At 56.4% G+C, this 19,613-nt stretch carries 19 protein-coding genes; 9 read left to right on the forward strand and 10 right to left on the reverse strand.

Annotation, left to right across the window (positions count from 1 at the left end; translation table 11 throughout):
• Window positions 1-8: 8 nt before the first annotated feature.
• From NQT62_RS08685 to trhO, 5 genes are all read right to left on the reverse strand, one after another.
• Window positions 9-899: a MaoC family dehydratase gene (locus NQT62_RS08685; protein ID WP_256764289.1), complete on the reverse strand. Its 891-nt coding sequence runs from the start codon at window positions 897-899 to the stop codon at window positions 9-11.
• Window positions 900-902: 3 nt separating this feature from the next.
• The gene (locus NQT62_RS08690; protein ID WP_256764290.1) at window positions 903-2,183 is read right to left on the reverse strand and encodes an acetyl-CoA C-acetyltransferase; all 1,281 of its coding nucleotides are present in this window, start codon (window positions 2,181-2,183) and stop codon (window positions 903-905) included.
• A 71-nt stretch (window positions 2,184-2,254) separates the two neighbouring features.
• On the reverse strand, window positions 2,255-3,679 hold the full coding sequence (locus NQT62_RS08695; protein WP_256764291.1) for a 3-oxoacyl-ACP reductase: 1,425 nt from the start codon (window positions 3,677-3,679) through the stop codon (window positions 2,255-2,257).
• Window positions 3,680-3,857: 178 nt separating this feature from the next.
• Window positions 3,858-4,553, reverse strand: a complete 696-nt coding sequence (locus tag NQT62_RS08700) for a glutathione S-transferase (RefSeq protein WP_256764292.1) — start codon at window positions 4,551-4,553, stop codon at window positions 3,858-3,860.
• Window positions 4,554-4,556: 3 nt separating this feature from the next.
• Window positions 4,557-5,555, reverse strand: coding sequence for an oxygen-dependent tRNA uridine(34) hydroxylase TrhO (trhO, locus tag NQT62_RS08705; protein ID WP_256764293.1), 999 nt, complete (start codon window positions 5,553-5,555; stop codon window positions 4,557-4,559).
• 160 nt (window positions 5,556-5,715) lie between these two features.
• On the opposite strand from trhO, the gene NQT62_RS08710 reads away from it, so the two are divergent.
• A complete protein-coding gene (locus NQT62_RS08710) occupies window positions 5,716-7,047 on the forward strand; it encodes a hemolysin family protein (RefSeq protein ID WP_256764294.1) in 1,332 nt (443 codons plus the stop codon).
• Between the two features lie 6 nt (window positions 7,048-7,053).
• Here the strand turns inward: NQT62_RS08710 and ispH are convergent, their stop codons facing one another.
• Window positions 7,054-8,001, reverse strand: coding sequence for a 4-hydroxy-3-methylbut-2-enyl diphosphate reductase (gene ispH / locus NQT62_RS08715; protein WP_256764295.1), 948 nt, complete (start codon window positions 7,999-8,001; stop codon window positions 7,054-7,056).
• Window positions 8,001-8,465 (reverse strand): FKBP-type peptidyl-prolyl cis-trans isomerase, encoded by a 465-nt coding sequence (locus NQT62_RS08720; RefSeq protein ID WP_256764296.1) that lies wholly within the window; start codon window positions 8,463-8,465, stop codon window positions 8,001-8,003. Before NQT62_RS08720 ends, ispH begins: the two co-directional genes overlap by 1 nt.
• A gap of 128 nt (window positions 8,466-8,593) precedes the next feature.
• On the opposite strand from NQT62_RS08720, the gene radC reads away from it, so the two are divergent.
• The 3 genes from radC to rpmG all read left to right on the forward strand — a co-directional run bounded on the left by radC (window position 8,594) and on the right by rpmG (window position 9,869).
• The gene (gene radC, locus NQT62_RS08725) at window positions 8,594-9,277 is read left to right on the forward strand and encodes a RadC family protein (RefSeq protein ID WP_256764297.1); all 684 of its coding nucleotides are present in this window, start codon (window positions 8,594-8,596) and stop codon (window positions 9,275-9,277) included.
• Between the two features lie 175 nt (window positions 9,278-9,452).
• Window positions 9,453-9,686, forward strand: a complete 234-nt coding sequence (gene rpmB / locus NQT62_RS08730; protein ID WP_256764441.1) for a 50S ribosomal protein L28 — start codon at window positions 9,453-9,455, stop codon at window positions 9,684-9,686.
• Window positions 9,687-9,701: 15 nt separating this feature from the next.
• Entirely contained in the window at window positions 9,702-9,869 is a 168-nt protein-coding gene (rpmG, locus tag NQT62_RS08735; RefSeq protein WP_256764298.1) for a 50S ribosomal protein L33, read from the forward strand.
• 214 nt (window positions 9,870-10,083) lie between these two features.
• Here the strand turns inward: rpmG and NQT62_RS08740 are convergent, their stop codons facing one another.
• From NQT62_RS08740 to purN, 3 genes are all read right to left on the reverse strand, one after another.
• Window positions 10,084-11,280, reverse strand: coding sequence for a DesA family fatty acid desaturase (locus NQT62_RS08740; protein ID WP_256764299.1), 1,197 nt, complete (start codon window positions 11,278-11,280; stop codon window positions 10,084-10,086).
• A 153-nt stretch (window positions 11,281-11,433) separates the two neighbouring features.
• Window positions 11,434-12,798 carry an RsmB/NOP family class I SAM-dependent RNA methyltransferase gene (locus NQT62_RS08745; RefSeq protein WP_256764300.1) on the reverse strand — a complete coding sequence of 455 codons (1,365 nt, stop codon included), beginning with the start codon at window positions 12,796-12,798 and terminating at the stop codon, window positions 11,434-11,436.
• A gap of 2 nt (window positions 12,799-12,800) precedes the next feature.
• Window positions 12,801-13,454 carry a phosphoribosylglycinamide formyltransferase gene (purN, locus tag NQT62_RS08750; protein WP_256764442.1) on the reverse strand — a complete coding sequence of 218 codons (654 nt, stop codon included), beginning with the start codon at window positions 13,452-13,454 and terminating at the stop codon, window positions 12,801-12,803.
• A 137-nt stretch (window positions 13,455-13,591) separates the two neighbouring features.
• On the opposite strand from purN, the gene NQT62_RS08755 reads away from it, so the two are divergent.
• The 5 genes from NQT62_RS08755 to dut are packed head-to-tail and all read left to right on the forward strand — an operon-like array spanning window position 13,592 to window position 19,602.
• On the forward strand, window positions 13,592-14,548 hold the full coding sequence (locus tag NQT62_RS08755) for a bifunctional riboflavin kinase/FAD synthetase (protein WP_256764301.1): 957 nt from the start codon (window positions 13,592-13,594) through the stop codon (window positions 14,546-14,548).
• Window positions 14,549-14,551: 3 nt separating this feature from the next.
• Window positions 14,552-17,353: an isoleucine--tRNA ligase gene (ileS, locus tag NQT62_RS08760; protein WP_256764302.1), complete on the forward strand. Its 2,802-nt coding sequence runs from the start codon at window positions 14,552-14,554 to the stop codon at window positions 17,351-17,353.
• A complete protein-coding gene (gene lspA, locus NQT62_RS08765; protein ID WP_256764303.1) occupies window positions 17,346-17,894 on the forward strand; it encodes a signal peptidase II in 549 nt (182 codons plus the stop codon). The genes ileS and lspA overlap by 8 nt, the downstream gene beginning before the upstream one ends.
• A complete protein-coding gene (gene coaBC, locus NQT62_RS08770) occupies window positions 17,891-19,129 on the forward strand; it encodes a bifunctional phosphopantothenoylcysteine decarboxylase/phosphopantothenate--cysteine ligase CoaBC (protein ID WP_256764304.1) in 1,239 nt (412 codons plus the stop codon). The genes lspA and coaBC overlap by 4 nt, the downstream gene beginning before the upstream one ends.
• A 20-nt stretch (window positions 19,130-19,149) precedes the next feature.
• Window positions 19,150-19,602, forward strand: coding sequence for a dUTP diphosphatase (gene dut, locus NQT62_RS08775; protein ID WP_306173589.1), 453 nt, complete (start codon window positions 19,150-19,152; stop codon window positions 19,600-19,602).
• Window positions 19,603-19,613 lie beyond the last annotated feature (11 nt).

A 19,613-nucleotide genomic window follows, 5' to 3' on the forward strand; every position in this document is an offset into this window, starting at 1 on the left:
TCCGCGTTTTACGCTGAAATCGTACCCACCATCAATACTTTGGAATCACGCTCCGCCAGCAGTTCATAACGGACCACGCCGTTGCTGGTCACACTCTTCAAACTGGCCTTGGACGGCAAAAACACCGGCTGCTTGAAACTCAGGCTGTACTGCTTGGCCGGTGCGCCCAGGCTGGCTTCCAGAATGCTCAAGGTTTTGGCTGCACTCCACATGCCATGTGCAATCGCCTGCTTGAAGCCAAACATTTTGGCAGTTTGCGCATACAGGTGAATCGGGTTGTAGTCGTTCGACACCTTGGCATACTGGCGGCCCTGATCTTCAGGCACCTTCAGGCTCACGTATTGAGCCTGAGCGGGGTCCAATGTTTCGGTGGCGGCTGGTTTGCCAGCCGGTTTAGGCATACCCTTCACCCGACACAACACGCTCATGGTACCGCGCCAATGCACATCATCACCCTTGAAAAACTCGGTGTGCACGTCAAACTCCAGACCTTGCGGAATGGCACGGGTGTCACCAATGGTGACCACCACGTCATAAGGCACACCAAATTCCAGCGGCTGAATCAGTTCCACTGCATTGTGCAAATGCACCATGCCCAACATCGGGAACGGGTGCTCGGCACGGCTCATGAGGTACATGTGCAACGGTGAGGCCAACACCTGGGGGGCAGTCAGGGAAATGAAATCTTCCTGAAAACCACACACCACGTTGTAGGCGCGCACCCACTCCCGATCGATGTACACCTTCTTGACCCGAGCGCCCAGGCGCACGGCCTGGGTATCGGTCTTGGGCTTTTTCGTCGAGGTGGTGGCGGCCTTCAGCAGCATCACCTTGCCATTGGGCATCTCGCCGAGTTCAAAGAACTTGGTCGAGGACTTCAAACGGTCGGCGGCGCTCATGGATTACTTCTCAAGAATGGCTGTTACACCGATGCCACCGGCTGCACACACGGAGATCAGACCGCGACCGCTGCCCTTCTCGTTCAGCAACTTGGCCAGCGTGGCGATAATGCGGCCACCGGTTGCAGCAAAGGGGTGACCCACGGCGAGCGAACCGCCTTTGACGTTCAGCTTGCTGCGGTCGATGGAACCCAGCGGCTTGTCCAGGCCCAGCTTTTCCTGGCAGAACTTGGGGTCTTCCCAGGCTTTCAGGGTACACAGCACCTGTGCAGCAAAGGCTTCATGGATTTCATAGAAATCGAAGTCCTGCAGGCTCACACCGGCTTTTTTCAACATGCGGGGAACAGCATAGGCAGGCGCCATCAACAGGCCTTCTTTACCCGATACAAAGTCCACACCAATGGTTTCGCAGAAGGTGAGGTAAGCCAGGGGCTGCAGGCCACGGGCCTTGGCCCAGTCCTCAGAGGCCAGCAACACGGCCGATGCGCCATCGGTCAGGGGGGTGGAGTTACCGGCGGTCATGGTGCCCTTGCCGCTCTTGCGGTCAAATGCAGGCTTCAGGCCAGACAGTTTCTCAACCGACGAATCCGCACGCAGATTGTTGTCTTTGGTCAAGCCGTTGAACGGCACGATCAGGTCATCAAAGAAACCTTCTTCGTAGGCTTTGGCAGCTTTCAGGTGGCTGCTCACAGCCAGCTCATCCTGCTCTTCGCGGGGAATATTCCAAGTTTGTGCCATCACTTCGCAGTGCTGGCCCATGCTCATCTTGGTGCGTGGCTCGGAGTTGGCAGGTGGCAGCGGTGCCAGGTGCTTGGGGCGAATCTTCAGCAATGCAGCCAGTTTGCCTTTGGTGTCGCGGGCGCGGTTGGCTTCCAGCAGAATTTTGCGCAGGCCTTCGCTCACGGCGATGGGGGCGTCGGTGGTCGTATCTACACCACCAGCCATGCCCACTTCAATCTGACCCAAAGCAATTTTGTTGGCCACCAGAATGGCCGCTTCCAGACCAGTACCACAAGCCTGTTGAATGTCAAAAGCCGGGGTCATGGGGCTCAAGCCAGAACCCAATACCGATTCGCGGCACAGGGAAAAATCGCGACTGTGCTTGACCACCGCACCTGCCACCACATCACCCAACTCTTCACCGTGCAATTGGAACTTGTCGACCACGCCACGGAAGGCTGCGGTCAGCATGTCTTGGTTGGACTTGCCGATGTAGGCTGTGTTGGAGCGGGCAAAAGGAATGCGTGAACCACCGAGGATTGCAACGCGACGACCGTGTTTCATAATGTTCTCCTAGATATTCTGTGTGTTGATCAGGCTCACTGAGTGAGCCTGAGTTTCATCAAATGAGTCGATTAAGCGCCGACCAGGTTCTGGCCACAAACGCGCAATGTTGCACCGTTCACACCAGAAGCCAGCGGGCTGGCCATGAAGGTCACGGCCTCAGCAATGTCCACCGGCAGACCACCCTGTGACAGGGAGGACAGGCGGCGCGCCACTTCGCGGGTTACCACGGGAATGGCCGCTGTCATTTGAGTTTCAATAAAGCCCGGGGCAATCGCGTTAACAGCAATGCCCTTGCCACTCACTTCCTTGGCCAGCGCGTCCACATAACCAATCACGGCGCTCTTGGTGGCCGCATAGTTGGTTTGGCCCACGTTGCCGGCAATGCCACCAATCGAAGAAATGCACACGATGCGCGCACCGTCGCCAAAGGCTTCACCAGCCAGCAGTTGTTCATTGCAGCGGACAATGGCGCCCAGGTTCACATCCAGCACCATGTCCCACAGGTGGGAAGCCATGTTGCGCAGCATTTTGTCGCGGGTAATCCCCGCGTTGTGCACAATGATGTCAATCTTGCCACCGCGCTCGGCAGCCACGGCCGCCAGCTTCAGGCCAGCGTCGGCCTCAGTAATGTCCAGTGGGCATACAATGCCGCCAATGGCGCTCATGGTTGCACCCAAGGTGCTTTCATCAGCAGGGCGGTCCACACCGATGACGGTGGCGCCTTCGCGGGCCAGCACCTCAGCAATGGCAGCACCAATGCCGCGTGCAGCACCGGTGACCACAGCCAGCTTGCCGGTCAGGGGCTTCTCGGAAATCACGGCCTTCACACCCTTGGGGCCACCCACCACAGGCAGCACCTGGCCAGTTACAAATGCAGAATGCGGTGTCAAGAAGAAGCGCAGCGCGCCTTCAATACCCGACTCGGCGCCGTTTTTCACCTGCAACAAATTGGCTGTGGTGCCGTTCTTGCCATTTTCTTTGGCCAAGCTGCGCACAAAACCTGGCAGTGATGCTTGGGCCGTTTCGGACACGGCGTCTTTTCCGTCGCCTTTGGGGCGACCAATCACCACAATGCGAGAATTGCTGGGCAACTTGCGCAACCGTGGATTGAAGAAGTCGTACAGCAAACGCAGGTCGGCCACATTGGCAGCGGCGGTCATGTCCAGCACATACACGCTTTCAGCCACACCCGCGTCGGCTTGGGAAATACCCACTTCCACCTTGGCTTTGGTGGCCGCTTGCTTAATACCATCCAGACCCGCAAGGTCAGACGACACCTTGAGGTTTGCGCCCATGGCGCTCAAGCCTTTCACCACGGCCGTGGATGCAGCACCGTAGGCCGATGCGCCCACCAATGCATTCACACCCGCCAGGGGTTGCTCGGCGTAACCCGCTTTGGCACGCTTCAATTGGGGAGGAACAGGCAGACCCAAGGCTGCGGCGATCTGTTTGCCAGTGGATGAATGGAGGTATTCAAGAATCTTGTCGGCCATGAGTCTCGTCCTTGTTGTTTGATTGGATTGGGTTTTTAGGCCATCAGAATAGCCCGGATCACCCATGTTACTAACGCGTAACTTCGGAGTGTATAGAAACTTCCGCGGAAAATCGTAGAGGGCTTTCTCTAACCCATCCGGGTCACTCGCCAAGCCTTGGAGTGCAAAAGTTATCAGTTCACGCCGGGAAGCGCAAAGGGGCATCGCCCGGCTTCCACGGGGCCAGTTTGGGCATGGCCGCCTCAAACCAGTCGGCTGCTATAAACCGATGCAACCACTGTTGCAAAACAGGGAATTCAGTGTGGGAATCGAACCAGGTTTCATCGGCAATTCGGAACTGACGCACAAACGGCAAAATGGCGCAGTCGTAAAAACCAGGTTGATCACCAAACAACCACCCGCCGCGCTGCTCCGCCAGGTGCGCATTCCAGGTGTTGAGAATATCCACGCACACCTGTCGGTGCGGCAGAGGGTCACAGTTCTCATAGCGGTTGGGGTATTTGTAGCGGTCCAAGGCCTGCTTAAAGGGCCCATCCAGCAGGGTCAGCCAGTCTTCGCCCTGCGACGTTTGCGACGGTGTGGTGGGTAACCAGCCAGCGGGCCAGTGTTGATCAACCGCCCAACGCATCACACCCAGGCTTTGGTCGATCACGGTGCCATCGATTAGCCACAACACCGGCACGGTGGCCTTGGGTGAAATCTCTCGGAGGTGGGTGGGTTTGTCGCGCAGCACGATTTCGCGCACTTCCACGGCGCAACCACTGGCTAGCAAGGCAAGCCGGGCGCGCATGGCATAGGGGCAGCGCCGGAAGGTGTACAGCACCGGCAGCCCCAGTTGGTGTTGAAGGGTTGGATCCGTTACCACAATGCGCACGCACTACGCTTCGGTGGTTTCGCGCGGTGGCATTTTCCGGCCAATGTGCCGTTCGTTGCGGGCCTGGGCCAAGCGGATTTGCTTCTGCCGCTCACCAAAGCGCTGCTTTTGGTCTTCGGTTAGCGAGTCGTAACAGTGGGGGCAGCCCACGCCCTGAATGTATTTGTCACTCTGTTTTTCTTCATCGGTGATGGGCATGCGGCAGGCGTGGCACAGGTCATAGTGACCCACCTGCAAACCATGCGTCACCGACACCCGTTGATCAAACACAAAGCATTCGCCTTTCCAGAGGCTTTCCTCTTCCGGCACCTCTTCCAGGTATTTCAAAATACCGCCCTGCAGGTGGTAGACCTCATCAAAGCCTTGCTCCAACATGAATGCAGTGGCTTTTTCGCAGCGAATACCACCGGTACAAAACATGGCAATTTTTTTGGGGCGCTTTTCCGCTGGCAAGCTTTTCAGGTTGGTTTCCACCCACGCCGGAAACTGGCGGAAGGTGGTGGTTTGGGGGTCCACCGCATGTTCAAACGTGCCAATGGCGTATTCATAATCGTTGCGCGTGTCGATCACCAGGGTATCGGGGTCGGATATCAGCGCATTCCAGTCTTTGGGCGGCACATAGCGACCAACCAACCGGTTGGGGTCAATGCCCTCCTTGCCCATGGTCACAATTTCCTTCTTCAACTTCACCTTCATGCGGATGAAGGCCTGCTCGGGCGACAGCGAATACTTGGGTGCCAGGTCCGCGAAGCGGGAGTCAGCCCACAGGTGCTTCATCAACGCGACAATGCCATCGCGCGGGCCGCTCACCGTACCGTTGATGCCCTCAGCAGCCAGCAACAAGGTGCCCACAATCTCGTTGGCATGGCACACCTGCTCCAGCACGGGCTTGATCTGCTCGAAATCGGGCAAACTCACAAACTTATATAGGGCAGCCACCACAAATGGGCCGCTGCTGGAGTCGACTTGCGGAATAGAATCTTCGTTCAGGTTAGTGGCCATGGCAGCACAGCATGTCAAATCAGGTAACCCGTGATTGTACTTCACCTGCGTTTTCAAGACCATGCCTGCACCACCGACCCCATGGCGGTCATGTCCAGCAAACTGCCTGAAAAGCCCGGTTTGCTACACTACAGTCTGTTTCAACACCGACGAGTGCCCCATGCACGCCCTGTGGACCCTGATTGCCCTGGTTCTGGTTTCTGGCTTTTTTGCCTTGTCTGAGATGGCCCTGGCCTCCAGCCGACGAAGTAAGTTAAGCAACATGGCCGAGCAAGGCAACCGTAAAGCCCGATTGGCGCTGCACATCATCGACCACCCCAGCCGCCTGCTGGCTGCCACACAAACCGGCATTACAGCAGCGGCCCTGCTGATGGGCGTTTACGGCGAATCGGCGTTGTCCACCGTGTTTGAACACGCCATTCAAACCCACTGGCCTGCTTTGTCTGACCATGCAGGCACAGTGTCTTTTGTCATCACGATTGCGCTGGTCACGGCGGTGTCGATTGTTTTGGGCGAGATTGTGCCCAAGCGCCTGGCCATTGCCAACCCAGAAGCTGTGGCCTTGTTTTGCGCGCCCATCATGTCGGCCTTCATTGCACTGATGCGGCCTGCCATCACCCTGCTGTCCAAAAGCGCCGACCTGGTATTGGCACTGGTGCCCTTTAAAGCAGCGCCTGCTGTCAACAGCGTGGAAGATATCCTTGCATTTCTGAACGAGAACCAGCAGGACGGTGCACTGGCACCCGAGGAAACCCACCTGATGGGCAACGTGCTTCGTCTGGAGGACCGGCGCTTGGCTGCTGTCATGACCCCGGTCAGCGACGTTTCGTGGATCAACCTGGATGCGCCTCTGCCACAAAACCTGCTCACATTGCGGGAAGCCCCACATTCTGTGTTGCCAGTGTGCAAAGGCAATTTGCAACAGGTGGTCGGCGTGATGGAAAGCCATGATATTTTGCAAGCCGCCATTGCAGGCCAAATTGATTTCAGCCAAATACCCGTGCAACCCGCCCTGTTTGTGCCGGCCTCACTCACCTTGGTTGACCTGCTGCGGACCTTCCGCAAACAGAAAAATACCTTTGCATTTGTGGTGAGCGAATTTGGCATGACCGAAGGGATTGTCACCATTGATGATGTGATTTCCAGCGTGGTTGGGGACATGATGCCGGTGCTGGATGAGGCACTGGAAACCCTGGCAGTGAAACGCGAAGACGGCTCCTGGTTACTGGATGGACTGCTGCCGGTCGATGAAATGTGCGGCAAACTGCGCTTGCGCGAATTGCCGATTGATGAACTGGGCAATTTTCACACGGTGGGGGGATTTGTGCTGGCCGTGCTGGGCCGCAAGCTGGGCCGTATTCCCAAAAAATCGGAAAAATTCAGCTACGGTGACTGGACGTTTGAGGTAATGGATGTCGACGGCCACCGGGTTGATCAGGTATTGGCCTCACCAGCGGGAGGAGGCTCACCCAGTGAGCCTGACCGCCAGTAAACAAGCTCAGTGCTTGATACCGGATGGCTGCCCGGACAAACCTTTTGGCAGTGGAAATGATATGTTCTCTTGTACACCATCCAGATTGCGCACCGATGTGGCGCCCCACTCCTTCAAGCGCTTGATCACTGCCTGCACCAAATGCTCGGGGGCCGAGGCACCTGCGGTTAAACCAACCTGCTTCGCACCGTCAAACCAACTCTTGTCGAGGCTGTCCGCATTTTCAATCAGCTTGGCAGGTACGCCCAGTTTCTCAGCCACTTCGCGCAACCGGTTGGAATTTGAACTGCTGGGGCTGCCCACCACCAACACAATGTCCACCTGGCGCGCCATGAACTTCACCGCATCCTGCCGGTTTTGAGTGGCGTAACAGATGTCTGCTTTTTTGGGTTCGCGGATGTGAGGATACTTGGCCTTCAGCGCCGCAATCACCTTGGAGGCATCATCCACGCTGAGAGTGGTTTGCGTCACGTAAGCCAACTCATTGGATTGCACCTGAAGGCGGGCCACATCATCCTCTGTTTCAACCAGGTAAATACCGTCTTTTACCTGGCCCATGGTACCCTCGACTTCAGGATGCCCCTCGTGACCGATCATAATGATTTCACAGCCCTGAGCGCGCATTTTGCTCACTTCCACATGCACCTTCGTGACCAGCGGGCAAGTGGCATCAAAAACCTTCAAACCCAAACCGTCTGCCTGAGTCCGAACATCCTGCGACACGCCGTGGGCAGAAAACACCACGGTAGAACCCACGGGCACGTCTTCTAGTTCGTCGACAAAAATAGCCCCCTTGTTGCGAAGGTCGTCGACCACCGTTTTGTTGTGCACAATTTCATGCTTGACATAGATGGGTGCGCCAAACTGTTGCAAAGCCCGCTCCACGATTTCAATGGCGCGGTCCACGCCAGCACAAAAGCCGCGGGGTTGGGCCAGGCTGATTTCAAGGCTCATCAAAGCACTCCAATCAATTGCACTTCAAAACTTAGACGTTTGCCAGCCAAGGGGTGGTTAAAGTCAAACAGAATGCTGTCTTCACGGTCTTCCACCACGGTGCCTGCAAATTGCCCTCCATCGGGCGCGGGGAAATGCACGAAGTCTCCCGGCTCAAAGGTGGTGCCCTCCTCGGCGTAACTGTTCAGCAACGCTTTGCTCACTGGTCGATACAGGTCCGGGTTGGTGTCGCCATAACCACTGGATGCGGGAAGAATGAAGGTATCCCGCTGCCCTGCTTGCATGCCCATCAGACAACGCTCCAGCCCCTCGGCCAACTGCCCGGCGCCCATTTGAAGCGTCGCGGGCTTGTCTTCAAAGGTGGACACCACCACCTGCTGGCTATCGGCCAAACGAATGCGGTAATGCAAAGTAACGAAAGACTGTTCGTTCACAACGGGCTTGGATTCTGCCGCATCGGTCATGGTGGGGGTCCTGCTATTCAATGTTGACTAACTCGTATTTTAAGCGATTGACGCCAAGCGCTCCGCAGTGCTTGCGGGAACTCGCACAGCTGCCTGTACACAGAATAACTTTTATCAGCCCCCATCCCATGACCATCCAACAATGGCCGGAACATGAGCGCCCCCGCGAGCGCCTCATTCAGCGCGGCGCCAACACCCTGTCCGATGCCGAATTACTGGCCATTTTCCTTCGGACAGGCCTGCCCGGGAAAAGTGCCGTAGACCTTGCGCGAGACATGATTCAAGCCTTTGGGGGACTTCAAAACCTTCACAAAGTCCCTCTGAGGGAGTGGTTGCAGGTCAAAGGACTGGGCCAAGCCAAATACGCGCAATTGCAAGCCTGCCTGGAAATGGCCAGGCGTTGCCTCAGTGGCGAGCTAAACGACACCCAGCAACGGGTCAACTCACCGGAGCGGTTTGAGCGCTTTGCCAGAGCCCACATCGGCCTGTCGACGGTTGAGCAGTTTTTGGTGATCGCCTTGGATAGCCAGTTGAAGGTGATTCAGCACCGGGTCCTATTTTCAGGCACGGTGAATAAAACCGCTGTGTTTCCGCGGGAGGTGCTCAAATTTGCCTTGGATTGCCAGGCAAGCCGCGTCCTGGTGGCACACAACCACCCCAGTGACTGCTGCAATCCCAGCGCAGCTGATGACAAACTGACCTTAGACCTTTGTGCTGCGCTTCGTTTGGTGGATCTTGAGTTGATTGATCACCTCATTGTGGGCAAAAGCTGCGTATTTTCATACCGACAGTCGTCGCGAAACCCGTTTTGAAGGCACAACTGGCAAGGACCAGCTTCATTCCATGCAATTCATGGGTAAAAACCAGAAAAACCGCTGGGCATTCAGCAGCTTTTTCGGTACAATCCACCCTTCGTTGCAAAGGCAAGGCTTGATGGCCTTTATCTTTGCTGTTAAACTAATGGACTTTGCTGAATTTGGGGTCATCATGGCTCGCGTATGTCAAGTAACGGGTAAGCGCCCAATGGTTGGAAACAAAGTTTCCCACGCCAACAACAAAACAAAACGTCGTTTTTTGCCGAACCTGCAAACACGCAAGTTCTGGGTAGAAAGCGAAAACCGCTGGGTTCGCCTGCGTTTGACCAACAATGCCCTGCGCACCATCGACAAGAACGGCATTGACGCTGTTCTGGCCGACCTCCGCGCACGCGGCGAAATTTAAGGCAGGAGTTGAATCATGGCGAAAGGTGGCCGCGAGAAAATCAAACTGGAATCTACCGCTGGTACTGGTCATTTCTACACAACGACCAAGAATAAGCGTACAAAACCAGAGAAGATCGAGATCATGAAGTACGACCCAGTTGTACGCAAGCATGTGTCCTACAAGGAAACCAAACTGAAATAATTCAGTTCGGCAAAGTCTTCCAGAAAACCCGCTCAGTGAAAAACTCAGCGGGTTTTTTGTTATCCAATCGCTAAAAGCGTCCCTTCCCCGCTGGGCTTTGCCCCCTACCCAGAGCCGCAAGAGCCATTGCAAGGCGCGCAATACACACCACGAACCATCAAACAAAAACGCCCCGGCGAACCGAGGCGTTTCCACATTCAACAAGCGATAGAAATCACGCGGCGTAACGGCGAATACGCAGCGACATGTCCTGCAACCACTGGTTACCACTCTGCTCTGCCTTGTCACACCACTGCTGCAAATGGGCCAACATCTGTTCTTTGCTCAAGTTGGTGCGCTCCCAAATAACCCGCAATTCCCGACGCATTTCAACCAAACCGTGAATCAACGCTGACTGGGCGCACAGTTGTTCCAGCTCGGCACGCTGCGCGTTGCTCAATTTTGCCTCGTCAATGGACAACAGTTTTTTTGCCTTGGCCAACACACTGCGTTCTTGGGCGCTTTGGGCCTGCTGCTTCAAGCGGGCCGCCTCTGCACGGAAAGCCTTGCGCATGGAACTGGCGTAGCGGGCCATCACATCATATCGGTGGTTAATCACCGCCTGCACCGTGATCAAGTCTAGGCGCGCTTGGCCTTTGGATGCGAAACGTGGGCGCTGGGCAACCTTTTTAACGTTGACCAAACCCAGGAAACTGAACAATCGGATATACATCCAGCCAATATCAAATTCGTACCACTTCGAACTCAATTTGGCCGATGTGGCATGGGTGTGGTGGTTGTTGTGCAACTCTTCGCCGCCAATCAAAATACCCCAAGGGAGGATATTGCGGCTGGCATCCACGCAGTCGTAATTGCGATAACCCCAATAATGTCCAATGCCGTTGATGACACCCGCCGCCAACACAGGAATCCACAGCATCTGAATGCCCCAAATGCTGACACCTGGGAAGCCGAACAGGATAAATTCCAACACCAACGTTACACCGACACCCTGCCAGGGAAAACGTTCGTACACTTTGTTTTCTAGCCAGTCGTTGGGGCAACCGTGTCCATAACGGGCAATCGTTTCTGCATTGTTGGCTTCCGCACGGTAAAGCTCAGCGCCCTGCCAGAACACCGTTTTCAGACCACGGGTTTGCGGGCTGTGGGGATCTTCCGGTGTTTCGCATTTGGCATGGTGTTTGCGGTGAATGGCCGCCCAGGCCCGGGTGCTCATGCCGGTGGTCAGCCACAGCCAAGCCCTGAAAAAATGGGCCAGTGCGGGGTGTACATCCAATGCGCGGTGTGCCTGTGCGCGGTGCAAATAAACAGTCACCGCAACAATGGTGATGTGAGTGGCGATCAGGGTATAGATCACCATCTCAGTCAGGGAAGCCCCGGTGATTCCGGAGGTCAGGAATTCAGCAATCATGGTCACAATCTCAAAAAAGAGTAGGTCTGTTAACGGCAGCTCTTTTCATCCTCTGCTTGCTTCTGAAGCGGCCGCAATTCATTTTCAGTGCACAACTGTACTTCATAAAGCGAATGAAGTTTGGAATTTCTCTTCAGGAAATTTCGAAAACATTCACGCTTTGGACCGTTGCAACACCGCTGCGAAAAACCCGTCAGACTCACCGTCTTCAGGCCACAACCGAAGCATGTCTGCAGCAGTGTCGGCCTTTTGTGGGCGTTCGTTGGGGTTGAGCACCTCTGTCCAGCGGCGCAAACGGAACTCTGGATGCGCAGCCAGGAAGGCCTCCACCACACGCTCGTTTTCATCCTGCAAAACGCTGCATGTGACGTAGATCAGACGTCCGTCTGGCTTGACCAGTTTGCTGGCCTGCTCAATGATGGACATTTGTTTCTCATTTAATTCTGCCAGACTTTGCAAATCCTGTCTGAATTTTAGATCCGGGTTACGCCGCAGGGTTCCCATGCCCGTGCATGGCACATCGACCAACACCCGGTCTGCTTTGCCGTAGTACTTGTTTAAGCGTGGGTCAGCCTCGTCGTTAATCACCAGGGTGTAAAAATTGCTCATGCCAGCCCGGGCTGCGCGCGGGCGGAATTTCTGCAATCGGCGCTCAGAGGTGTCCAGCGCAACCACACGACCGGTGTTTTTCATCAGCGCGGCAATCGCCAAGGTTTTTCCGCCAGCGCCGGCGCAAAAATCAACCACCAGGTCACTCCGACGGGGGGCCACCAACCGGCTCACCCATTGGCTGCCCGCATCTTGCACTTCAAAAGCCCCGTCCTGGAACAGGTCTGTCTTGCCCAGTGCAGGCTTGCCCTCCACCCGCAAAGCATCGGGCAGGCCCTCAATCGGCTCGCTCTTCACCCCCATGCCGGCCAAGGCCTGTTGCAAGTCGCCGGCCGTGATCTTCAAGGTGTTCACCCGAACATCCAGCGGAGCTGCCTTCAACACGGCCTGAGAAAAGGATTCCACCCGGTCCGGACCGAATTGGTCCAGCAGCTTGGCAGTCAGCCAATCGGGCAAACAGGTGCGCGGCTCAGAGGCCAAGTCATCCGCCGAAATGTTGATCACGCGGCTTAGCCATTCATTGTCACTTTGCCGACCCGCAGACCAGACTGGCTCCGGTGCGCCGGACCACAACAGGGCCAGCTTGGCCTGACGCATCAATGGAGGACCCTCTGCAGCCTGTGCCAAGTGATTGATGCGAAAACGATAACGCAACCAGCAGTACACGGCTTCGGCCACCAACGGGCGATCGCGCCCGCCCAGTTCCGGATGATCTTTGAAAAATCGCGAAATCGTGGCGTCGGCTGGACCTTCAAACTGGTTGAGCAAGTCGATCAATTGGGCCACCTGGCTGACCAAGCCGAAGCGTGAGACAGCCCCTTGCCTGGGTTCACCTGCTCGGCCGCGACCACCTGCCTTGTTGCTTTGTGGCTTGCGAAACGGCGTGTTTTTTTGATTGGAACCCACCATGGTCAATGTCCTTTGTTCATCATTTCAATGAGCAGGGGTGCCGCCAAGGCCCCCTGTACAGTCTGTGTGGTTTGGTCGGCAGACCATCGAAGACGTCCCGAGCACAGATCCGCCAACGCCCGTGGAAACAGCACATGCTCCAGTTTCAGCACTCTTGCCGCCAAGGTCTCGGCAGTGTCTCCGGGCAGCACCTGCACCACAGCCTGATCCACAATTGGACCATGGTCCAATTCGGGCGTGACAAAGTGAACAGTCGCGCCGTGCACTCGAACACCCGCATCGAGGGCCTGCTGGTGTGTTTTCAAACCCGGGAAAGCCGGCAACAGCGACGGGTGGATGTTAATCAGCCGCCCCAGGTAACGCTGTACAAACCCCGGTGTTAATACGCGCATGAAACCGGCCAGCACCACCCAATCTGAGTCAAATCGGTCTATTTGCTCAGCCAAGGCCGCGTCAAAGGCCTCACGACTGTCAAAAGCAGTGTGGTCCAATACGGCAGTCGGTAACCCCGCTGCACGCGCCAGGTCTAGACCTGCGGCCTTGGGGCGGTTGGAAATCACGGCTCGGATTTGGTATTCGGACGTCTGTGTTGCGTGGTCGATCAAGGCTTGCAGGTTGGACCCTCGACCCGAAATCAGGATGACCACGGAAGGAATGGATTTTTGCATGGCGCGAGTTTATCACTGCACGGGGAAAAAAGCCCTTGTTTTCAGAATTCAGGCCGTATAATGGCAGGTTGTTTTGCAACACGGCAATGGCTTTTGGCCGCCTTTTTGACAGTCCATATCCCGGTATGAAAATCATTCGCCGGCCCGGTGCCCACCATGGCCACCAGGGCACAGCACTGACCATCGGTAATTTTGACGGCGTACATTTGGGCCATGCCCAACTGTTCCGCGAGGTGGTGCGTGCAGCCAGGGCACAGGGCTTGATACCCACCGCAGTGACATTCGCCCCACATCCCAAAGAATTGTTCAGCACCAGCTTCAAACTCGACCGCATCGCCACGCTTCGCAACCGCATCGCAGAGATGAGGAGTTGCGGCATCGAACAGGTGTGCATTTTGCCATTTGACAAGGCCATGGCCAGCCTGAGCCCGGAATCCTTTGTGGATGAGGTGCTGGTGCGCCAACTGAACGCAAAACTGGTGTGGGTGGGCGATGATTTCCGGTTTGGCGCCAGGCGCGCTGGCGACTTTGCAGGGCTTCAAACCATGGGCCTGAGCCGGGGTTTTGAAGTGCGCGACCTGCCTGAGGTTCAACAGCAGGGGCAAAGGATCTCCAGCTCGAACATCCGGGATGCCCTGAAAGCCGGCGAGATCTCCAAAGCGACGGCCATGCTGGGCCACCCGCTGGTGTACTCCGGCCACATCATTCACGGAAAAAAACTGGGTCGTACCCTGGGCTTCCCCACCATGAACCTGCGCATTCCGGGTCGCGCCAGCGCATTGACAGGAATTCTTGCCGTGTGGGTTCACGGACTAGAGACGCAACCCTTGCCCGCGGTGGCCAGCTTGGGTGTGCGCCCAACGGTGGAGCAATCGGACCTGATATTGCTGGAAACCTTCATCCCTGGCTGGCAAGGCCATGCCTACAGCAAACTGCTTCACATTGAAGTGGCCGCACACATTCGCCCCGAAGCCAAATTCGACAGCCTGGACACCTTGGTGGTCCAGATGAACCAAGACACGGAACAGGCGATGGCATTTCTTGCCAGCCATACCCCCCAATTCACCCCTGCAGCCTGCTGAATCATGGATTACAAAGACACCCTCAACCTGCCCGACACGCCCTTCCCCATGCGCGGCAATTTGCCCCAACGGGAACCCAACTGGGTTGAACAATGGTGCCGCGAAGACCTGTACAAGGCCATTCGCCAATCCAAGGCTGGCAAGCCGAAGTTTGTGCTGCACGATGGCCCACCGTATGCCAATGGCGACATTCACATTGGCCATGCAGTGAACAAAATCCTTAAAGATATCATTGTGAAGTGCCGCTGCCTGGCTGGTTACGATGCACGTTATGTGCCCGGCTGGGACTGCCACGGCATGCCCATCGAAATCCAGATTGAAAAAACCCACGGCAAGGGTTTGCCCACGCTAGAGGTTCAGGAAAAAAGTCGCGCCTACGCCACCGAACAAATTGAGCGCCAGAAAAAGGATTTCATTCGCTTGGGCGTGCTGGCCGATTGGACCAACCCCTACAAAACCATGAATTTCAAAAACGAGGCCGATGAACTGCGCGCCTTGGGCAAAATCTTGAAAGCGGGGTATGTATTCCGCGGCCTGAAACCCGTGAATTGGTGCTTTGACTGTGGTTCGGCGCTGGCGGAAGCCGAGGTGGAATACAAGGACAAGCAAGACATCGCGGTGGATGTCGGCTTTGCATTCAATGCAGCAACACTGGACAAACTGGCTGTTGCATTCAATGTTTCTACGGACACATTGACAGCGAAACCGGGCCAACTGGTGATCTGGACCACCACACCCTGGACCCTGCCCGCCAACCAGGCGCTAAACGTTCACCCGGAGTTGGTCTACAGCCTGGTCGATGTGGGCAGCAAGGTCCTGCTGCTGGCTCAAGAACGTGTTAAACCTTGCCTTGAAAGTTACGGGCTGGAAGGCACCGAATTGGCCACAACCACCGGTAGGCAGTTGGAGGGCTTGGCATTTCACCACCCGTTTTATGACCGCCTCAGTCCCATTTACCTGGCCGACTACGTCAGCACCGATGCCGGTACTGGCATCGTGCATTGCTCACCCGCGTACGGCGTGGATGACTTCATCACCTCCAAGGCCTACGGCCTGAAAGATGCCGACATCATCAACCCAGTCATGGGCAATGGCGTGTACGTGGATTCTCTGCCCTATTTTGGCGGCCTGCACATCTGGAAAGCCAACCCGTTGATCGTTGACAAACTGATCGAGACGGGTTCGCTCATCAAACAGCTCAAATTTGGCCACAGCTACATGCACTGCTGGCGGCACAAAACGCCGGTCATCTACCGGGCCACATCCCAATGGTTTGCCGGCATGGATGTGGCGCCCAAAGATGGATCTAGCACCCTGCGCGAAAAGGCACTGGCCGGTGTCGATGCCACGCAATTTTTCCCGGCTTGGGGCAAGGCGCGCTTACACACCATGATTGCCAACCGCCCCGATTGGACCTTGTCGCGCCAGCGCCAATGGGGTGTGCCGATGGCTTTTCTGGTTCACCGGGAAACGGGTGAATTGCACCCACGCACCGACGAGTTGATTGAAATTGTTGCGCAACGCATTGAACGCGAGGGCATTGAAGCCTGGCAGCACATCACCGTGGAAGAACTGATTGGTGAACAAGCCAAAGACTATGTGAAAAACCCGGACACACTGGATGTGTGGTTTGACTCGGGCACCACCCATGAAACTGTGCTGCGCGGCAGCCACGCCGATGAAAGCCAATTTCCGGCAGACCTGTACCTGGAGGGCTCAGACCAGCACCGCGGCTGGTTCCACTCCAGCTTGCTGACCAGTTGCATGATCAATGGCGTACCCCCCTACAAAGCACTGCTAACGCACGGTTTCGTGGTGGATGGACAAGGCCGGAAAATGAGCAAGTCGGTGGGCAACGTGATTGCGCCACAAGAAGTGACCAACAAAATGGGCGCGGAGATTTTGCGCCTGTGGGTGGCCAGCACCGATTATTCCGGTGAACTCACCATCTCGGATGAAATCCTCAAGCGTGTGGTGGAAAGCTACCGCCGCATCCGGAACACCCTGCGCTTCCTGCTGGCCAATATTTCCGACTTCTCATTCGACACCCAAGCGGTGTCGGTGGAAGACCTCTCTGAAGTGGACCGCTATGCATTAACGCTGTTGGCGAAACTGCAGGCGGAGTGCGAGGAACACTACACCCGCTATGAATTTCACCCCATCGTGAGCAAGCTGCAAATTTTTTGCTCCGAAGATTTGGGCGCGTTCTACCTGGACGTGCTGAAAGACCGCCTGTACACCACGGGTGCCAATTCCCGCGCACGCCGCAGTGCCCAAACAGCGCTTCATCACATCACGCACGGCTTGCTCAAACTGATGGCCCCCATCCTCAGCTTTACGGCAGAAGAGGCATTTGCAGCCATGCAAGGTGAGGCCAAGCAGCCATCTGTGTTTTGCGGTGAATTCCATGCGGCGCCGGAGGTGCACGATGCAGCCGACCTACAAAGCCGTTGGCCCGGTCTACTCGCTTTGCGGGCACGCGTGGTGAAGGAACTGGAAAACCTGCGCACCGCAGGCCAGATTGGTTCATCCCTGCAAGCCCGCGTGAAACTTGTGCTACCGACCGAACTCTATGCAGCATGCGTGGCACTGGGCGAGGACCTGAAATTCCTCTTCATCGTGTCGCAAGTGGACATTGAAGCTGGAGAACAGGAAATGATTGAAGTGCGTACAGCCGACGGCAAGAAATGTGAACGGTGCTGGCATGTTCGCCCGGATACCGGTGCCGATGACAATCTGCCCGACTTGTGTGGACGCTGTGTGAGCAATCTGCATGGCGACGGCGAGGAGCGTGCACATGTCTAAGCCAACACCGCCGAAAACACCTGCACGGCCCGCTGCCAACATGGTTCCACGCCAGCGGCCATCCATCTTGCCCTGGTTGGGCCTGAGCATCATCTGGATTTTGCTGGACCAACTGACCAAGCTGTGGGTCGTTGCGCGGCTGGACCTGGGTGCCGTGGTTGAAGTGACCTCATTCTTTAACTTGGTGCATGTTTTAAACCCGGGCGCTGCTTTCAGTTTTCTGGCCAACCAAGAAGGCTGGCAACGGCATTTTCTGTCGGGCATAGCCGTGGTGGCATCTGTGGTGATTCTGTTCATGATGCGCAGCTCCAGCCACCGCAAACTGGCGATGCTGTGCCTGGCGAGCATTCTCGGCGGGGCCTTGGGCAACCTCCTGGACCGCAGCCTGCATGGGGCCGTCATTGACTTTCTGGACTTTTACTGGGGTAATTACCATTGGCCAGCCTTCAATGTGGCCGACATGGCGATCAGCATGGGTGCAATTGGTCTGATCATTGATGAACTGTGGTTCAACCAGGCAGACAAAACCAAGGGCGCATGAGCAAAAGCGAAATCCCCCAACTTCCGGGCCTCAAAGGCCTGAGACTGGTGCTCGGTGTGTGTGGTGGCATTGCCGCCTACAAATCGGCAGAACTGACACGCCTACTGGTTAAGCAGGGGTGTTCAGTGCAGGTGGTGATGACCCCATCGGCCATGCAATTCATCGCGCCCCTCACGTTTCAGGCGCTCACTGGCAAACCGGTTCACGTGTCGCAATGGCCCGAGGGTGCAAATGACCGGGGCATGCCACACATTGATTTGAGTCGGGCCTGCGATCTGCTCTTGATCGCCCCGTGCACAGCCAATTCCATGGCCAAGTACGCGCATGGGCTGGCTGACAATCTGCTGGACAACCTGGTGCTAGCCCGCAATTGCCCGTTGGCGATTGCACCCGCCATGAACGTGGAAATGTGGAACAACCCGGCCACACAACGGAACCTGAACCAATTGAAAGCCGATGGTGTGCATGTGTTGGGCCCAGCCCACGGTGAACAAGCCTGCGGCGAAATGGGTGCAGGTCGCCTGCTGGAACCCGAAGAATTGGTGTACGAGCTGGCTCACGTCGTGAGCCCGAAACCCCTGGCAGGACAACAATTGCTGATCACGGCGGGCCCCACCTTCGAAGCCATCGACCCGGTGCGAGGCATTACCAACCGCTCCAGCGGAAAGATGGGCTACGCCATCGCCCAGGCCGCTTGGTTGATGGGAGCCCACGTAACCCTGGTGAGTGGCCCCACCGCCTTGCAGCCACCACACGGTGTACAACGCGTGGTTGTGGACAGCGCCAAGGACATGTTGGCCGCGGTTGAAAGCCGCATTGCCAACAGCGACCTGTTTGTGGGCGTGGCTGCAGTGGCCGATTATGGCGTTAAAAATGCCAGTGAACACAAGCAGAAAAAAATGGATGGCGCTGCACCCGGTTTACAGATTGACTTTGAATTGAACCCCGATATTTTGGCCACGGTGGGCGAACTGGCATCAACCCGTTACCCGCGACTGAAGGTGGTGGGTTTCGCTGCAGAAACCCAGCAGCTGGACCAATACGCTCAAGCCAAGTTGATCAAGAAAAAGGCGCACTGCATCGTGGGCAACCTGGCGCAACATGCCTTGGGGGCTGACGAGGTTACGCTCACCGTGTATTCCAACAACCAACCACCGGTTAAATTGCCCCACACTGACAAGTTAACCGCTGCGATCGAATTGCTGCGAACGCTGTCGACATTGCTCCAACCTTGAACCCGACATCCACCCGACCCATGAATATTCAAGTAGAACTGAAAGTACTCGACGCCCGCATGAAAGACTGCCTGCCGGCGTATGGCACTCCCGGTAGCGCCGGCATCGACCTGCGTGCTGCGCTGGAGCAGCCCCTGACCCTGCAGCCGGGTCAGGCTGAACTGGTGCCCACGGGTCTGTCCATGCACCTGGCGGACCCCAACTACTGTGCCACCATCCTCCCACGTTCTGGTCTCGGTCACAAAAAAGGTTTGGTATTGGGCAACCTGGTGGGACTCATCGATTCAGACTATCAAGGCCCATTGATGGTGTCGGCTTGGAACCGCAGCAGTGTACCGGTGGTGATTGAACCCATGGAACGGATCGCACAGATGGTCATCTTGCCAGTGGCCCACGCCACCTTCAAACTGGTGGATGAATTTGCACCCAGCCAACGCGGTGAGGGTGGGTTCGGAAGTACAGGCACACGCTGATTCACCGATCA

Origin of the sequence: Limnobacter humi (genome assembly GCF_024518835.1) — a bacterium.
GTDB classification, from domain to species: domain Bacteria; phylum Pseudomonadota; class Gammaproteobacteria; order Burkholderiales; family Burkholderiaceae_B; genus Limnobacter; species Limnobacter humi.

What these genes read in the sequence shown, in the direction of transcription:
- NQT62_RS08685 (WP_256764289.1), bottom strand. Translation starts at nt 899, where the DNA reads ATGAGCGCCGCCGACCGTTTGAAGTCCTCGACCAAGTTCTTTGAACTC.
- NQT62_RS08690 (WP_256764290.1), bottom strand. Translation starts at nt 2,183, where the DNA reads ATGAAACACGGTCGTCGCGTTGCAATCCTCGGTGGTTCACGCATTCCT.
- NQT62_RS08695 (WP_256764291.1), bottom strand. Translation starts at nt 3,679, where the DNA reads ATGGCCGACAAGATTCTTGAATACCTCCATTCATCCACTGGCAAACAG.
- trhO (WP_256764293.1), bottom strand. Translation starts at nt 5,555, where the DNA reads ATGGCCACTAACCTGAACGAAGATTCTATTCCGCAAGTCGACTCCAGC.
- NQT62_RS08710 (WP_256764294.1), top strand. Translation starts at nt 5,716, where the DNA reads ATGCACGCCCTGTGGACCCTGATTGCCCTGGTTCTGGTTTCTGGCTTT.
- ispH (WP_256764295.1), bottom strand. Translation starts at nt 8,001, where the DNA reads ATGAGCCTTGAAATCAGCCTGGCCCAACCCCGCGGCTTTTGTGCTGGC.
- NQT62_RS08720 (WP_256764296.1), bottom strand. Translation starts at nt 8,465, where the DNA reads ATGACCGATGCGGCAGAATCCAAGCCCGTTGTGAACGAACAGTCTTTC.
- radC (WP_256764297.1), top strand. Translation starts at nt 8,594, where the DNA reads ATGACCATCCAACAATGGCCGGAACATGAGCGCCCCCGCGAGCGCCTC.
- rpmB (WP_256764441.1), top strand. Translation starts at nt 9,453, where the DNA reads ATGGCTCGCGTATGTCAAGTAACGGGTAAGCGCCCAATGGTTGGAAAC.
- rpmG (WP_256764298.1), top strand. Translation starts at nt 9,702, where the DNA reads ATGGCGAAAGGTGGCCGCGAGAAAATCAAACTGGAATCTACCGCTGGT.
- NQT62_RS08740 (WP_256764299.1), bottom strand. Translation starts at nt 11,280, where the DNA reads ATGATTGCTGAATTCCTGACCTCCGGAATCACCGGGGCTTCCCTGACT.
- NQT62_RS08745 (WP_256764300.1), bottom strand. Translation starts at nt 12,798, where the DNA reads ATGGTGGGTTCCAATCAAAAAAACACGCCGTTTCGCAAGCCACAAAGC.
- NQT62_RS08755 (WP_256764301.1), top strand. Translation starts at nt 13,592, where the DNA reads ATGAAAATCATTCGCCGGCCCGGTGCCCACCATGGCCACCAGGGCACA.
- ileS (WP_256764302.1), top strand. Translation starts at nt 14,552, where the DNA reads ATGGATTACAAAGACACCCTCAACCTGCCCGACACGCCCTTCCCCATG.
- lspA (WP_256764303.1), top strand. Translation starts at nt 17,346, where the DNA reads ATGTCTAAGCCAACACCGCCGAAAACACCTGCACGGCCCGCTGCCAAC.
- coaBC (WP_256764304.1), top strand. Translation starts at nt 17,891, where the DNA reads ATGAGCAAAAGCGAAATCCCCCAACTTCCGGGCCTCAAAGGCCTGAGA.
- dut (WP_306173589.1), top strand. Translation starts at nt 19,150, where the DNA reads ATGAATATTCAAGTAGAACTGAAAGTACTCGACGCCCGCATGAAAGAC.